We start from the raw sequence: 14,548 nt of genomic DNA on the forward strand, positions 1-14,548 counted from the left end.
TATTTTTAATTATTACTATTTTTAACGAACTTGAGGTGAGATCATGCATAAAGAATTTTTAATGGGAAATGCAGCGATTGCACTTGGTGCTGTTGCTTCCGGTGTCAATGTTGTTGCCGGATATCCCGGAACTCCATCCACGGAAGTTCTTGAAACAATTGCCAAACACCGTCCGGATGATGTCTATGTCGAATGGTCGGTTAATGAAAAAGCAGCAATGGAGCTAGCCGCAGGCGCCTCCTACAGTGGCGCAAGAACACTCGTCACAATGAAACAGGTTGGTTTAAACGTTGCTTCCGATCCTCTGATGAGTCTGGAATACATCGGAGTTAAGGGCGGTATGGTAATTCTTGTCGCCGACGATCCAGGACCGATTTCCTCGCAGACAGAGCAGGATACCAGACATTTCGCAGCATTTTCCAAGCTACCTTGTTTTGATCCGTCTTCTGCACAGGAAGCATATGAGATGATTCAGGAAGCGTATGAATACTCTGAAAAATATAACACTCCTGTATTTTTGCGCCCGACTACCCGCGTCTGTCACGGCTATGCTTCTGTATCTGTCAAAGATCCGGAAGAATATACTGTACATACGCCGGAAGGCTTTGTCAAAGACTCAAAGCGTTGGGTTATTTTCCCACGGCTTTCTTACCAGAACCATCAGAAGATAGAAGCCAGAAATGTTGAATTAGCAGATATATTTTCTTCCTATGAGAAAAATAAAATCTATCCTGCCTGTGACACTTTTGCAGACAGCAGGAAAGGAATCGTATCCGGCGGTATCAGTTTTACTTATGCGATGGAAACACTGATTGAAACCGGTATGGTCCGCCATTTGAAGATTTCGACTCCGCATCCTTTTCCGGAAAAGCTGGCAGCCCAGTTCTTAGACGGACTCGACGAAGTACTCTGTCTGGAAGAATTAGATCCTGTCATTGAGCGGGAGCTTACTTATATTTGTGGAAAATATCACCTTCCGGTAAAAATTCTCGGAAAACTGACACACAATACTGCCAACGCCGGAGAAAATACAAGAGACAGCGTAGATACCTATATCCGCACATTTCTTGATCTTCCGGTAAAGGAACAGCCAAAACTTACAGATGTCCCTCCACTTCCGGTACGTCCGCCGGTTCTGTGTGCAGGATGTCCGCACCGTGCTTCTTTCTACGCAGTAAAAAAAGCAATGCAGGGTCGCAAGACTATTTTCTGTGGTGATATTGGCTGTTATACACTCGGCAATGCCAGTCCACTTGATATGGTAGATACCTGCCTCTGCATGGGTGCAGGTCTGAATATCGCACAGGGTGTGGAAAAAATTGAACCGGATACTGCCTGCTTTGCATTTGTCGGAGATTCTACGTTTTTCGCTTCTGCGATCACCGGAGTTGTCAATGCGGTCTATAATCAGGCGAATATGACACTTGTTGTTCTGGATAATTCAACCACTGCCATGACCGGACACCAGCCGCATCCCGGTACCGGCCGCACTGTTATGGGCGAAATCGTCCAGAAAATCAATATCGAACAGGTTCTTCGCGGTATCGGCGTGCAGGATGTAGAAACAGTAAATCCACTGGATCACGAGGCGGCTGTCTCCTGCGTAAAAGAGCTCGCAGATAAGCCGGGTGTAAAAGCGATCATTTTCAAATCGCCATGCATTGCTGTCACAAAACCGGGCACCCCGATGCATGTAGATATTTCCTCCTGCATCCATTGCAAGAAATGCATCCGGGAATTGGGATGTCCTGCAATCATTACAGAAGACGGAAATGTTTCCATTGATTCATCTATGTGCACCGGCTGTGGACTTTGCAGTCAGATCTGTCCGGTTCATGCGATCAAAGGAGGTAAACAGCATGATTAAAAATATTGTACTCTGCGGTGTTGGCGGACAGGGTACCGTCCTTGCATCCAAACTTCTTGCTGCCGCAGCTATGGAACAGAATATTCCGGTTATGAGTGCCGAAACGATCGGTATGGCGCAGCGTGGCGGAAGTGTATTCAGCCATGTGCGTATCGGTGAAGGGCTCTATTCCCCGATGATCGCCGCCGGAACTGCCGATCTGATCATTGGATTTGAACCGGGCGAAACGGTCCGTATGCTTCCATACTTAAAAGAAGGCGGTCATGTTGTTGTAAGCACTCGCGCGATCAAGCCGGTAACTGCAACACTTTCAGAAAGCAATTATGATTCCGAACCAATGCTTGAATATTTAAAACAAAACGTTCCGAATCTTACACTGATCGATGCTGACAAAGCCTGTGCGGAAATCGGTTCATCCAAAGTCCTGAACATGCTTCTCCTTGGAACTGCACTTCGTACCGGTGTACTTGACTTCAACTTAGAAGACATCGAACATGTAATGCTCCGGACACTTCCGGAAAAATTCCACGCCATGAACCTTCAGGCATTAAATTATACAAAATAACCGGATATGAAACATTTCATTTACACAACAGAAAGGACAGACCTATGAAAATTACAGAAACACAGATTGCACAGGTAAACGGACAGATTCAGGCTCTTATCAAAGCCGAGAGTTTCTATGGAAAGAAACTGGACGAAGCCGGTGTTTCAAACATTTCCAGTGCGGAAGATTTCCAGAAGCTTCCATTTTCCGAGAAAAGTGACTTAAGAAATGCCTATCCACTCGGACTTATGACTGCACCGGAGGAGAAGATCGTCCGCATCCACTCTTCTTCCGGAACAACCGGACTTCCGGTCATCATCCCGTATACAGCCAAAGACGTAGACGACTGGGCGATTATGTTCAAACGTTGCTACGAAATGACTGGCATGACAAATATGGATCGTATCCAGATTACCCCGGGATACGGACTGTGGACTGCCGGAATCGGTTTTCAGGCAGGCGCTGAGAAATTAGGTTCTATGGTCATTCCTATGGGACCTGGTAATACCGACAAACAATTACAGATGATGATGGACATGAAAACGACAGTCCTTGGTTCTACTTCTTCTTATGCATTGCTTCTCGCAGAAGAGATTAAACGTCGCGGTATCAAAGATAAGATTCATCTGAAGAAAGGTATCATCGGTTCTGAAAGATGGGGCGAAAAGATGCGAAAACGTATCTCCGAAGAGCTCGGCATCGAGCTGTATGATATTTACGGACTGACAGAAATCTACGGTCCGGGAATCGGTATCAGCTGCTCACATGACTGCGGTATGCATTACTGGGATGATTATATTTACATTGAAATCATTGATCCTGTAACAGGCGAAGTTCTTCCGGACGGCGAACTCGGTGAGATCGTAATCACTACTCTTGTAAAAGAGGGCGCACCGCTGATCCGTTATCGTACACATGATCTTTCCCGCATTATTCCGGGTGAATGCCCTTGTGGAAGCAAATTTCCGCGTCTGGATACGATCATGGGACGTACTGACGACATGATGAAGATCAAAGGTGTAAATGTATTCCCAAGCCAGATTGAAGAGATTCTGAAAGAGTTCAAGGAAGTATCCAGCGAATATCAGATCCGCATCTCTCATCTGGACGGCAAAGACACAATGCGTATCTACGTCGAGACAAACGGAACCGTTGATTTCCTTGATCTTGCAGACCGCATTGCTACACGTGTAAAGAGCAAGATCGGATTTACTCCGCTTGTAAAAGTTGTGGAAATCGGTCTTCTTCCGAGAAGTGAGAAGAAAACGAAACGTGTAATTGACGAACGTTATGAATAAATAATATTTTATAGCACGAAAAGCCTGCTCTTTAACAGGCTATGAAAACTCAAAAAAAGAGCAGAATTATTACAAAGTGAGGATTCACATAAGTAATGATTCTGCTCTTTTGCTTGGTTCATCATATATAAAAAAGCGGGTGATGGGAATCGAACCCACGTATCCAGCTTGGAAGGCTGGTGTTCTACCATTGAACTACACCCGCATTTATTTTTGTTGCTCTCTGCAACGAAAATTATGATATCATAGATTCTTATAAATTGCAACTATTTTTTCAATTTTTCAAATTATTTTTTCAATTGAGTTTTCAGCTTTCAACCAGATTTTTTCACTCTGTTTTTTTATCAAAGCTACACTTCCTGTAATTACACTGGTTATTTTCCGTCTTGCTTTTCAGATTCAGCACATAGCCTTCCCCATTTTTCACCTGGAAATCATAGTACTGCCCCTGCGGTCTTGCATATTTCTCCATCACGTTCATGATCGTTCCACCATGTACGACAAATGCAATCTGTGAAGCATGCTCCTTTTCCGCGATTTTCAATGCGGTCTCGATTCCACGGATACAGCGGCCGCGTACTTCTTTCCTGCTCTCTCCGCCCGGAAATGGCAATGTACCGCCGCTGTCAATCCAGGCCTGATATCTGACATCACCGGACAATTCTTTATATGTGTGGCCTTCAAATGCACCGAAATCGCTCTCTCTTAATTCTTCTATGCATTGATACTGCTGCCCCGGATAAATCGTTTCTGCGGTCTGCATACAGCGTTTCATGGGACTGGTAAACACCATCTCCACCTGCGGGTACTGGTATTTCTTCAAGTTTTCTCTTCCAGCCTCGCACAAAGGCTCATCTGTCCTTCCGATATAGCGCTCTTCCAGATTTCCTTTTGTCTTTCCATGTCGTATCAGATAGATTTTCATCCTTTGATCACCGTTCCTATCCCACAGATTACCCTGTGCACTTCTTTTGCTTCTGCCGCAATCTGCGTGCATACCCTACCATGCGTCTCTCTATATTCTCTGTAAAATGCATCTGTCGGAACGATTCCATATCCAATTTCATCTGTGATCAACACTATCTCTGAATTTTCACACTTTAACTTTTCCACTATTTTTAAAAGTTCCGGAAGCTTTTTCCCCTCACGCATCCGATTTTCAATATAACTGTGGAAATGATCCATTCCCTGACATGCAAAGATTGTCTCTTCTGCGCATGATATTCCATCTACAAAATCTATGCCAGGGTACATCTGTTTTGCATAATTTCGTTTTCCATGATAGGCTCCGCCTGTTATTAATATCATTTTTCTCTCCTGTTATTCTCCACCAAAACCTGCCACTAACAACCTTCTCCAAACGCTATTGCAACCCATAGGACTTCGCGTGCTTTTGCCGCTGGCATCATCTACACACTCGTCACAATTACCGCTGCCATTGCAATTCCAAGTTCACAGATCTGCAGAAAATACCCTGCCAGATCTCCGGTAACTCCGCCAAATTTTGCACATGCCATATGATAATAATACAAAAAAAGAAGTCCTGCAACAATCACGCAGCAAAGCCCTGCTCCTCTTCCTGCCCATAACAATGCTACAATTTCCAGCACCAGATAGATGATCAATACACGAAAGGTTCTTCTCTTATCTGCACGCTCGGCAAATACTGCAACCAGACCGTTTTTCCTTGCCTGAGGAAACCGAAGTACGGATATGCCGCTTAGTGTCCGGGATAGTATGAATCCCATCCCGATCAGCCGCATGCTCTCCTCTGTCACGCCGGAATATATGCCAAGACTCAAGATGAAATAAACGCAGCCGGACAGGATTGCAAATGCTCCTGCATGGGGATCTTTAAGGATTTCCAGACGCTTCTCTTCCGATTGCCAGGAGCTTAATGCATCCTGCGTATCCAGAAATCCATCCATGTGGATACCACCACTGATCAAAACCGGTAACACCGTCAGTACTGCCGGAAAGAACAGGCTGCCAAATGAGATTTCTCTTTCTTTTAACAGATCTGCAAACAACACGACCAGATAGGAGATGCCGCCTGTCACAGCTCCCACCCAAGGAAAAAAACACATAGCATAGGACATATTTTCTTCCGTCCACTCGCTTTGTGGCATTGGTATTTTACTGTACATTGCAAATGCAATTTTAAAACTGTTCCATAATTTCTTCATCTATTTTATCTCCACCGGAATCCCATATACGACTTCCGTTACTTTCTCTGCAAGTCCGGCAAGGCTCTGGTTTACTTCCCCCAGTACTCGCTGGTAAATCTTCGTCTCTCCGCTGTATTCCATCTGATCTCCCTGAACTTCATTTGTAACGATGACAAGTAAATCCGTCTTTTCTATCACATGCCGGATTCCTTCCAGTATCTGTCTTTTTACTTTTTCAGGTTTATTCATGTTTCCTGCTTCGTCATACAGCTCATTTGCCGTCAGATTCGACATGCACTCTAACAGAATCCCCGTATTTACCGGAATGTCTGCTTTCGCAAGATCCCGGTAACATTCAAATGTCCGGAATCCTTTTCCCGCGCGCAGTCTCCTGTGTCTTATAACTTTTGTTTCCCCTTCTTTTCCATATGGAATCATCGTCGCAATATAGAGTGGCGCAGACGGATTCGTATTTTCGCTATTTTCATCATACAGATTTTTCTCGCGTTGTTCAAGCAGCCAGTTTTCTGCATAGGCTGATTTTCCACTTCCGCTTCCTCCGGTAATTACATGCAACATGGCGTTCCTCCTATATTTGCTTCTGTTTTTTCCGGAGAATCCTTTGCCGGATTTTCTTTCGTATAATCCTTGTAGTCCTCAATCTGATTCTCTGCAAATGTGCTCATTTCCTGATACACGGATAATCCAAGTTCCAGAACCGGTAAATATGCGACTGCTCCGGTTCCTTCTCCTAAACACATACCGAGATTCATGCCGTGGACATCACTGGCTTTTTCCGTTGTCAGCTCTCGCAATACCATCCCGGCCCCCGGTTCTTTTGATACGTGTGAAATCAACAGATAGTCTTTTACAGCCAGACACAGGTGCACAGCAAGAAGCGCCGCCACATCCGAAATAAATCCATCCAGCATGACAGGAATATGCTCAATTGCACCACCAAGGCAGATGCCTGCCATTCCTGCAATGTCCAGCCCTCCCACTTTTGCAAGTACATCCACCGGGTCATCTGCCCGCGGATGATGTTTTTCAATTCCCGTACAGATTGCCTGTATCTTCTTTTGCAGACCGCTGTCGTCAAGCCCGGCGCCACGACCTGTCAGTTCTTCCGGTTCTTTTCCAAGAAGCACAGATGCCACAGCACTGCTTGTCGTTGTATTGCCAATCCCCATCTCACCGATACAGAGGATCTGATAGCCTTCCTTTTTCTTATCCCGGGCAATCTGTATTCCGGTCAGGATGGCACGCACTGCTTCTCCTCTCGTCATTGCCGGTTCTTTTACGAAATTTGCTGTTCCATAGCGGATCTTAACATCTGGGACTTTTGTATCTGTAACCATGCCAATGTCAACCGGAAAGAGATCCACACCAGCCTGTCTGCACATGATCGCAGCGCTTGTATTGCCGGTCAGAAAATTTTCAGCAACAATGGCGGTCACTTCCTGTCCCGTCTGTGTGACACCTTCTTCAACTACACCATTATCCGCACACATCACAAGTAATGCTTTTTTGTCCAGATGTACATTCGGATCACCGGTCATCCCTGCAATCTGGATGATGTCTTTTTCCAGTTTTCCAAGGCTGTGCAACGGCTTTGCGATTGAATTCCAGCGCTTCAGTGCGGTTTCTGCCACACATGGATCCGCCGGATGGATTGCTATGAGCATTTTCTGCAATTCTTTCTCAAGATTATTTCCCTTTTCTGCTTTCATTTTTCTTTCTCCAATGTCTCTGTCACACGCGAAAATGGAGGTCCTGCCGTAAGACATCCCTCCATTTTCTTTTATTCCTCTTCTAAAAATCCTATCGCAATCAGAACTTCTCTTGCTTTCTCTTTGCTCTCTTTCGGTACATAGATCTCTTCCCCGCTCATGGAGTTGGTTCCGTAAATATTCAGAAGACCGGCATTTCCAAGTTCTTTTCTGAGTGCCGGAATCTGCTGATTCTCCAGCGCACCAACTGCCATCTCTGCCTGGATATGATCATACGCTGTATAGATCTTTACTAAATCATTTTCCATAATCAACGACTCCTTAACTGTCAGTTGCGTGGTAAGCTTCATCTGCGCTGTATACGTCGAATCCACTGCCTTTCAGAATATCGATCACGCGTCCCGGATCGTCACTCTTTAATACTGCTGCCGCATCCACACCATTTGCGAACGCATACATATATTCGATGTTGACTTCTCCTTCCACGATCTGGTGCATCGCTTTTGCAAGTGATCCTGTCTCGTGCGGTACACGAAGCGCCACAACATCTGTAAGCATTGCTGTGATTCCTGCTTCTTTTAAAGCTGCACGTCCTTTGTGCGGATCCGATGTGATCATACGAAGCATACCATAATCGGATGTATCTGCAAGACTCAGTGCAACGATATTGACATCATTTTCTGCAAGGACACGTAGCACTTCGTCCATACGTCCTTCGCGGTTTTCCAGAAATACTGATAACTGCTGGATTGTATTACTGATTCCCATATTGTCCCCTCCTTTTACATCTCTCTGTTGTCAATGACACGTTTTGCTTTTCCTTCACTTCTCTGGATGGTCTTTGGCTCAACCAGTTTAACTCTGACTGCAACGCCCAGTGCCTGTTTTAAGACTGCACCGACTTTTGCTTTTAGTTCGTCCAATTTACGAATCTCATCAGAGAAGTATTTCTCATCTACTTCTACCATAACTGTAAGAACGTCCAGATTATTCTCGCGGTCTACGATCAGAATATAGTGTGGAGCTACACCGCCACCAATGGACAGAAGCGCGGTCTCAACCTGTGTCGGAAATACGTTAACACCACGGATAACTTTCATGTCATCGGTACGTCCTTTGAACTTCTGGATTCTAGGAAGTGTTCTTCCACATGCACAAGTGCTGTGATCAATGCTTGTAAGGTCTTTTGTACGGTAACGGAGTAATGGCATACCTTCTTTTGCAAGTGTTGTAAATACAAGTTCTCCTGTCTCTCCGTCTGCACATGCAGAATTATCTGCCGGATTCAGTACTTCCGGATAGAAGTAATCTTCATAAACATGCATACCATTATGATGGATACATTCTAACGCAACACCTGGTCCTGTGATTTCACATAATCCATAAATATCAAAACAGTTGACATTCAGCAGTTCTTCGATCTTGTGACGCATCTCTTCTGTCCAAGGCTCAGCTCCGTTGATTCCGACCTTTAATTGTAAACGATCCACAACTCCTGCTTCTCTTGCTGCTTCTGCAAGATATAATGCATAAGACGGTGTACATGCAAATGCAGTTGCTCCGAAATCCTCCATACACATGAGCTGTCTCTTTGTATTACCTGCTGACATCGGGATCGCCATAGCGCCTAATTTTCTTGCTCCGAAATCCAGTCCCATACCTCCGGTAAAAAGTCCGTATCCATAACAGATATGAAGTCTGTCTTCTGCGGTAAGTCCAGCCATCGTAAGACCTCTTGCCACACATTCACCCCAGACGTCTACGTCTTTCTGTGTATAAGATGCAAGTGTAAGCTTTCCGGTTGTTCCGGACGTTCCCTGCACTCTGACGATCTTATCCTGCGGAACTGCAAGCAGACCGAACGGATAATTATTTCTCAGATCTTCTTTTGTTGTAAATGGAAGCTTATTAATGTCCTCGATTCCTTTGATATCTCCCGGCAAAACTCCCATCTCATCCATCTTCTTACGATAAAATGAAACATGCTCATATACGTTTTCAACCTGTTTTATCAGTCTTTCACTCTGAAGTGCTGTCATCTCATCTCTGCTCATGCACTCGATTTTCGGATCTCTGATCTGTTCTTTCCAGTTTTCTAATGATACTGCTGCCATGTCGTGTTAACTCTCCTCCTTCGTACTTGTAAAATACCTTTGTATTATAAATCGGCTTCTTCTACAATCTTAACCTCTGCTTCTTTTAATACTTTCTCTGCTTTCGCAAAATCATCTGTATTAAACACCATAACCGGTTCTTTGCCATCCCGGATAATAAACGAATAAATATAATTGATGTTCAGCTCACCTTTTGCAAGAATTGCAAGCATCTGATTTAAGTTGCCTTTCTTGTCTTCCAGTGCGACTCCCATGACTTCATGGATACGCACAACATACCCAAGTTTTGTCAGATATTCTTTTGCTTCATCCGGCTTATCTACAACCATTCGCAAAATTCCAAATTCCGGTGTGTCAAATGTTGCCACTGCACGGATATTCACTCCTGCTTCTGTCAGTCTGGAAGTTACATCCATAAGACTTCCCGGTTTATTCTCTACAAATACTGATACCTGTCTGATCATAAGACACCTCCTATAACTGATAGCCTACGTCAAAGGCTTTTTTGTTAATCTCAATTGTTTTCGGCGGTACCGTCTTCTCTATCACATCATACCAGAGCTCTTTGGAAAAATCCATGTGCTGTGCTGCAATTCCGAGTACAATTAAGTTAAATACTCTTGGATTGCCAAGTTTCTTAGATTCCTCTGTAGCATCCACTGCATAGACACGGTAATCTTTTTTCAGATTCTCCAGAATATTCTCCGGATATTCAGCTGCTCCGATCACAACCGGCATCGGATCGATTCGCCAATCATTGACGATCAGTGCACCATCTTTTTTGAGGAAATGTGCATAGCGCAGTGCTTCCAGACGCTCAAATGCGATGATCACATCTGCCTGTCCTTCTTCCACGATCGGCTCTGCTACTTTATCTCCGTAACGGACAAATGTTACAACGCTTCCTCCACGCTGTGCCATTCCGTGTACCTCGGATAATTTAACATCATAACCTCCTGCAATTGCCAGTCCGCCAAGGATTCTGCTGGTGAGAAGGGTTCCCTGTCCGCCGACTCCGACGATCATAATATTCTTTACTGCCATTATTTCTCACCTTCCTTTACTAATTCTATTGCTCCGAATTTACATAAGCTATCACACAGTCCGCATCCGGTACACATTGTATCATCAATATGAACCGTTCCGTCCTCATTCTTTGTCATTGCAGGACATCCCGGTTTCATACACATTCCACACTTCTTACATTTGTCTGCGTGTGCCACGTATAATGGTTTTTTCTTCTTGCTGAGCAGTACGCAAGGTGTCTTTGTAATGATAACGGAAACTTCATCTTTCGCAACTTCTTCTTTGACAACCTGTTCCAATTTTTCAATGTCAAATGCATTGACTTCAATTACATTCTTCACACCGATTGCACGACAAAGTGCCGGAATATCGATTGCATAAGTCGGATCTCCCTGCAGTGTCTTACCGGTTGCAGCGTGATCTTGATGTCCGGTCATACCGGTTGTAGAGTTATCAAGAATCATAACCGTTCCTGTTGCTTTATTGTACATCATATTCATCAGGGAATTAACTCCTGTATGAAGGAATGTAGAATCACCAATAACAGCTACCCAGTTTTTGATATATTCTTTACCTTTTGCTTTCTCCATACCATGTAAGCTGGAAATACTTGCGCCCATACAGATTGTTGTATCTACTACACTTAACGGTGCAACGGCTCCTAATGTATAACATCCGATATCTCCTGCCGCATGCATTTTCAATTTATTCAGTACATAGTACACACTTCTGTGTGGACATCCCGGACATAAGATTGGCGGTCTTCCCGGTGCCTGCGCCGGCTGTTTCAGATCCAGCTTCTCTCCGAGAATTGCTTCACGGATCATATTGGCACTGTATTCGCCCTGAACAGTGAAGATCTCTTTACCTGTTGCTTTGATTCCCCAGGATTTTACCTGTTCTTCGATCACCGGATCAAGCTCTTCTACGATATATAACTTCTCTACTTTGGAAGCGAAATCTTCAATCAGTTTTCTCGGAAGCGGATTCACCATTCCCAGTTTCAGAACAGATGCATCCGGCATTGCTTCTTTTACATACTGATACGGAATACCACTTGTGATCACACCGATCTTCGTATCGTTCATCTCTACCTGGTTGATCGGAAGTATATTTGCAACTTCAGCGAGTTCCAGATTGCATTTTTCAATCTCGACATGGCGAAGCTTCGCATTGCCCGGCATCATAACCGTCTTGCGGATGTCTTTTACATACGGTTTGTCCGGCACTTCTACCGGATCACATAACTCTACCAGTCCCTGTGAATGTGCGAGTCTTGTTGTTGTACGGAATACAAATGGTCTGTCATATTTCTCACTTAAATCAAAAGCTATTTTCATAAATTCTTTTGCCTCTGAACTGTCAGAAGGCTCCAGTACCGGAAGCTGTGCTGCACGTGCCACCATTCTTGTATCCTGCTCATTCTGGGAACTGTAAAGTCCCGGATCGTCTGCGACAACAATAACCAGTCCGCCGTTAACTCCCATATAGGAAACAGTATAAGCCGGATCTGCCGCCACGTTAAATCCAACGTGCTTCATACAGGACATTGCACGGACACCTGCAACGGAGGCTCCGATTGCAACCTCCGTTGCTACTTTCTCATTCGGTGACCACTCACAGTACAGAGAATCCTTATATTTTACCAGATTCTCACTGATCTCTGTACTCGGTGTTCCCGGATATGCTGCGGAAACTTTCACTCCCGCTTCATATGCTCCCCTGGCAATCGCTTCATTGCCGAGCATAATTACTTTTTTATTTTCTGCCATTTTACAGTCCATCCTTTCGTAAATCTGTTACTCGTTTTGCTTTTCCTTCGAATCGTTTCAGAGAATGTGGCGCAACCAGTTTGATCTGTGTCGCAAGTCCAAGCTGTGCTTTTAATCCCTTTTTGATTCTCTGCTCCAGTTCGCTTAACTTGCTGTAGCTGTCAAGCAGTCTGTCATCTACTAATTCTACAGTAATCGTCATAACATCCAGACGGTTCTTTCTCTCTACTACGATCTCATAATGTGGTCCGATCTCCGGAATCTGTAACATCACTTCTTCAATCTGTGTCGGGAATACATTGACACCACGGATAACAAGCATATCATCTGCGCGACCGGATAAATTCTCCATGCGCACTGTAGTTCTTCCACATTTACATGGTTCATAAAATAATCTGGTCAGGTCACCAGTTCTGTAACGAACAAGCGGAAGCGCTTCTTTTCCGAGACAAGTTACAACCAGTTCTCCTTTTTCTCCCGGTGGGAGTACTTCTTCTGTCTTCGGATCGATGATCTCAGGGATAAACCAGTCTTCATTAATATGCATACCGCAAAGCTGTTCACACTCACCTGCAACACCTGGTCCACATAATTCACTCATACCATAATTCTGTGTGCAGAGGAAATTCTCCCCCCATACTTTGTGCATCTCGTCACGCATAGGTTCTGTCATGCCCTCACCGCCGAACAGACCGATATGGACATGCAGATCCTTCTCCGGATCCAGTCCTCTTGCACGAATCTCTTCTCCAAGATGCAGTGCATAAGATGGTGTTGCAATCAGAAGTGTTGTTCCAACATCCTGCATAAACATAATCTGCTTCTTTGTATTACCGGATGACATCGGGATGACTGCTGCTCCGATTTTCTCCAATCCGCCCTGCAGTCCGAGCGCTCCGGTAAATGTTCCATATCCAAATGCATTCTGTGCGATATCGTCTGGTGTCGCACCGCCCATACAGGCGATTCGTGCCACGTTATTTAGCCATGTATCCAGATCCTTTCTTGTATATCCTACAACGGTCGGTTTACCGGTTGTTCCGGAACTTGCATGGAAACGTACCAGTTCTTTCTTATCTACTGCAAACAGTCCTGTTGGATAATGATCTCTGAAATCTGCTTTATATGTAAATGGCAGCTTCTTCAGATCATCCAGCGTCTGAATGTCTTCCGGTTTCACACCTGCTGCATCCATCTTCTCACGGTATGGTTCTACTTTTTCATAAATATAATGTACGGTCTCTTTTAACCGCTCCAGCTGGATCTTCTCAATCTCAGCTCTTGGCAGGGTTTCTTCCTTTGCCCAAATCATGTTACATCCTCCTTCATGCTACCGGGATTCTTCTCCCCAATATTACGAAAACAGGCGCAAAACCTTTACGCCTGCCACTTGTTATAGTATAGCACATTACTTTCGTAGTTTAAAGCATTAATTGAACAAAAGGTACTTTACAGACACCTTTTTATGCATGCTGCTTGCATGTATATTCATCCACTTCGATTTTGAAAACTCCAACTGCATCTGCAAGCTTCGGATTCTCACTGAAGTCTTTGAACTCTTTACCGGTCTGATGTTTCATGATCGCTGCCAGAGCCTTGCATTTTTCTTCCTGATCTTCTACGACAGATGCCTTGCCACTGCCGATAATACTTGCATAATAGTAGCTGTACTGACATGCAACTTTTCCTTCAACGAGTTCGTCTTTGCAGTCCATCTCAAATCCAACATATGGATTTTCTTTTATTAAGTCCAGTTTCTTGCCTTCTTTTGCTCCATGCACATACATTGTCAATTTATCTGTTTCTATTGTAAACCCAAAGTTTACAGGCACTACATATACGCCCTTTCCATCCTGGATTCCAATTCTTGCAACTTTACATACATGCAGGATTTCCATCTGTTTTTCTCTGTCTGTGACTTCTCTGTCTGTTCTTCTCATCTTGTGAACTCCTTTCTTCTTGTATATTAGCCATGAGCAAAACTCCACACATTCAGTATTTATGCGGGTTTGCGAGGCATGGCAAC

16 protein-coding genes and 1 tRNA gene are annotated in these 14,548 nt (G+C 44.3%); 3 read left to right on the top strand and 14 right to left on the bottom strand.

Annotated elements, in window-relative coordinates; genetic code table 11:
• The first annotated feature begins 43 nt into the window (after window positions 1-43).
• The 3 genes from iorA (DWY31_RS12925) to DWY31_RS12935 are packed head-to-tail and all read left to right on the top strand — an operon-like array spanning window position 44 to window position 3,712.
• Window positions 44-1,867: an indolepyruvate ferredoxin oxidoreductase subunit alpha gene (gene iorA, locus DWY31_RS12925; protein ID WP_118520848.1), complete on the top strand. Its 1,824-nt coding sequence runs from the start codon at window positions 44-46 to the stop codon at window positions 1,865-1,867.
• Window positions 1,860-2,432 (top strand): indolepyruvate oxidoreductase subunit beta, encoded by a 573-nt coding sequence (locus tag DWY31_RS12930; RefSeq protein WP_118520850.1) that lies wholly within the window; start codon window positions 1,860-1,862, stop codon window positions 2,430-2,432. Before iorA (DWY31_RS12925) ends, DWY31_RS12930 begins: the two co-directional genes overlap by 8 nt.
• 44 nt (window positions 2,433-2,476) lie before the next feature.
• Window positions 2,477-3,712, top strand: a complete 1,236-nt coding sequence (locus tag DWY31_RS12935) for a phenylacetate--CoA ligase family protein (RefSeq protein ID WP_118520852.1) — start codon at window positions 2,477-2,479, stop codon at window positions 3,710-3,712.
• Window positions 3,713-3,846: 134 nt separating this feature from the next.
• Here the strand turns inward: DWY31_RS12935 and DWY31_RS12940 are convergent.
• From DWY31_RS12940 to DWY31_RS13005, 14 genes are all read right to left on the bottom strand, one after another.
• Window positions 3,847-3,917 (bottom strand) — tRNA-Gly (locus DWY31_RS12940).
• 123 nt (window positions 3,918-4,040) lie between these two features.
• Window positions 4,041-4,637, bottom strand: coding sequence for a histidine phosphatase family protein (locus DWY31_RS12945; protein ID WP_118520854.1), 597 nt, complete (start codon window positions 4,635-4,637; stop codon window positions 4,041-4,043).
• Entirely contained in the window at window positions 4,634-5,020 is a 387-nt protein-coding gene (locus DWY31_RS12950) for a bifunctional adenosylcobinamide kinase/adenosylcobinamide-phosphate guanylyltransferase (RefSeq protein WP_021860780.1), read from the bottom strand. Before DWY31_RS12950 ends, DWY31_RS12945 begins: the two co-directional genes overlap by 4 nt.
• 101 nt (window positions 5,021-5,121) lie before the next feature.
• Window positions 5,122-5,898 (bottom strand): adenosylcobinamide-GDP ribazoletransferase, encoded by a 777-nt coding sequence (locus DWY31_RS12955; protein ID WP_118520856.1) that lies wholly within the window; start codon window positions 5,896-5,898, stop codon window positions 5,122-5,124.
• Complete coding sequence (locus tag DWY31_RS12960) at window positions 5,899-6,459, bottom strand: bifunctional adenosylcobinamide kinase/adenosylcobinamide-phosphate guanylyltransferase (RefSeq protein WP_118520858.1); 561 nt, start codon at window positions 6,457-6,459, stop codon at window positions 5,899-5,901. It abuts the gene before it with no gap.
• Entirely contained in the window at window positions 6,447-7,610 is a 1,164-nt protein-coding gene (gene cobT / locus DWY31_RS12965; protein ID WP_199671995.1) for a nicotinate-nucleotide--dimethylbenzimidazole phosphoribosyltransferase, read from the bottom strand. Before cobT ends, DWY31_RS12960 begins: the two co-directional genes overlap by 13 nt.
• A 71-nt stretch (window positions 7,611-7,681) precedes the next feature.
• Window positions 7,682-7,918, bottom strand: coding sequence for a putative signal transducing protein (locus DWY31_RS12970; protein WP_021860784.1), 237 nt, complete (start codon window positions 7,916-7,918; stop codon window positions 7,682-7,684).
• Window positions 7,919-7,931: 13 nt separating this feature from the next.
• Window positions 7,932-8,378, bottom strand: coding sequence for a hypothetical protein (locus DWY31_RS12975; RefSeq protein WP_021860785.1), 447 nt, complete (start codon window positions 8,376-8,378; stop codon window positions 7,932-7,934).
• 14 nt (window positions 8,379-8,392) lie between these two features.
• Window positions 8,393-9,724, bottom strand: coding sequence for a phenylacetate--CoA ligase family protein (locus DWY31_RS12980; RefSeq protein ID WP_117536738.1), 1,332 nt, complete (start codon window positions 9,722-9,724; stop codon window positions 8,393-8,395).
• 44 nt (window positions 9,725-9,768) lie between these two features.
• Complete coding sequence (locus DWY31_RS12985) at window positions 9,769-10,188, bottom strand: ACT domain-containing protein (protein WP_021860787.1); 420 nt, start codon at window positions 10,186-10,188, stop codon at window positions 9,769-9,771.
• 10 nt (window positions 10,189-10,198) lie between these two features.
• A complete protein-coding gene (locus DWY31_RS12990; RefSeq protein WP_117536739.1) occupies window positions 10,199-10,768 on the bottom strand; it encodes an indolepyruvate oxidoreductase subunit beta in 570 nt (189 codons plus the stop codon).
• On the bottom strand, window positions 10,768-12,522 hold the full coding sequence (gene iorA, locus DWY31_RS12995) for an indolepyruvate ferredoxin oxidoreductase subunit alpha (RefSeq protein ID WP_118520860.1): 1,755 nt from the start codon (window positions 12,520-12,522) through the stop codon (window positions 10,768-10,770). Before iorA (DWY31_RS12995) ends, DWY31_RS12990 begins: the two co-directional genes overlap by 1 nt.
• 1 nt (window position 12,523) lies before the next feature.
• A complete protein-coding gene (locus DWY31_RS13000; RefSeq protein ID WP_021860790.1) occupies window positions 12,524-13,834 on the bottom strand; it encodes a phenylacetate--CoA ligase family protein in 1,311 nt (436 codons plus the stop codon).
• A 151-nt stretch (window positions 13,835-13,985) separates the two neighbouring features.
• On the bottom strand, window positions 13,986-14,462 hold the full coding sequence (locus DWY31_RS13005; RefSeq protein WP_118520862.1) for a pyridoxamine 5'-phosphate oxidase family protein: 477 nt from the start codon (window positions 14,460-14,462) through the stop codon (window positions 13,986-13,988).
• Between the last annotated feature and the right edge of the window lie 86 nt (window positions 14,463-14,548).

This window comes from Dorea sp. AF24-7LB (assembly GCF_003478575.1).
Lineage (GTDB): Bacteria > Bacillota > Clostridia > Lachnospirales > Lachnospiraceae > Dorea_D > Dorea_D hominis.

What these genes read in the sequence shown, in the direction of transcription:
- DWY31_RS12975 (WP_021860785.1), bottom strand. Translation starts at nt 8,378, where the DNA reads ATGGGAATCAGTAATACAATCCAGCAGTTATCAGTATTTCTGGAAAAC.
- DWY31_RS12985 (WP_021860787.1), bottom strand. Translation starts at nt 10,188, where the DNA reads ATGATCAGACAGGTATCAGTATTTGTAGAGAATAAACCGGGAAGTCTT.
- DWY31_RS12950 (WP_021860780.1), bottom strand. Translation starts at nt 5,020, where the DNA reads ATGATATTAATAACAGGCGGAGCCTATCATGGAAAACGAAATTATGCA.
- DWY31_RS12980 (WP_117536738.1), bottom strand. Translation starts at nt 9,724, where the DNA reads ATGGCAGCAGTATCATTAGAAAACTGGAAAGAACAGATCAGAGATCCG.
- DWY31_RS13000 (WP_021860790.1), bottom strand. Translation starts at nt 13,834, where the DNA reads ATGATTTGGGCAAAGGAAGAAACCCTGCCAAGAGCTGAGATTGAGAAG.
- DWY31_RS12930 (WP_118520850.1), top strand. Translation starts at nt 1,860, where the DNA reads ATGATTAAAAATATTGTACTCTGCGGTGTTGGCGGACAGGGTACCGTC.
- DWY31_RS13005 (WP_118520862.1), bottom strand. Translation starts at nt 14,462, where the DNA reads ATGAGAAGAACAGACAGAGAAGTCACAGACAGAGAAAAACAGATGGAA.
- iorA (WP_118520860.1), bottom strand. Translation starts at nt 12,522, where the DNA reads ATGGCAGAAAATAAAAAAGTAATTATGCTCGGCAATGAAGCGATTGCC.
- DWY31_RS12970 (WP_021860784.1), bottom strand. Translation starts at nt 7,918, where the DNA reads ATGGAAAATGATTTAGTAAAGATCTATACAGCGTATGATCATATCCAG.
- DWY31_RS12955 (WP_118520856.1), bottom strand. Translation starts at nt 5,898, where the DNA reads ATGAAGAAATTATGGAACAGTTTTAAAATTGCATTTGCAATGTACAGT.
- cobT (WP_199671995.1), bottom strand. Translation starts at nt 7,610, where the DNA reads ATGAAAGCAGAAAAGGGAAATAATCTTGAGAAAGAATTGCAGAAAATG.
- DWY31_RS12990 (WP_117536739.1), bottom strand. Translation starts at nt 10,768, where the DNA reads ATGGCAGTAAAGAATATTATGATCGTCGGAGTCGGCGGACAGGGAACC.
- DWY31_RS12945 (WP_118520854.1), bottom strand. Translation starts at nt 4,637, where the DNA reads ATGAAAATCTATCTGATACGACATGGAAAGACAAAAGGAAATCTGGAA.
- iorA (WP_118520848.1), top strand. Translation starts at nt 44, where the DNA reads ATGCATAAAGAATTTTTAATGGGAAATGCAGCGATTGCACTTGGTGCT.
- DWY31_RS12960 (WP_118520858.1), bottom strand. Translation starts at nt 6,459, where the DNA reads ATGTTGCATGTAATTACCGGAGGAAGCGGAAGTGGAAAATCAGCCTAT.
- DWY31_RS12935 (WP_118520852.1), top strand. Translation starts at nt 2,477, where the DNA reads ATGAAAATTACAGAAACACAGATTGCACAGGTAAACGGACAGATTCAG.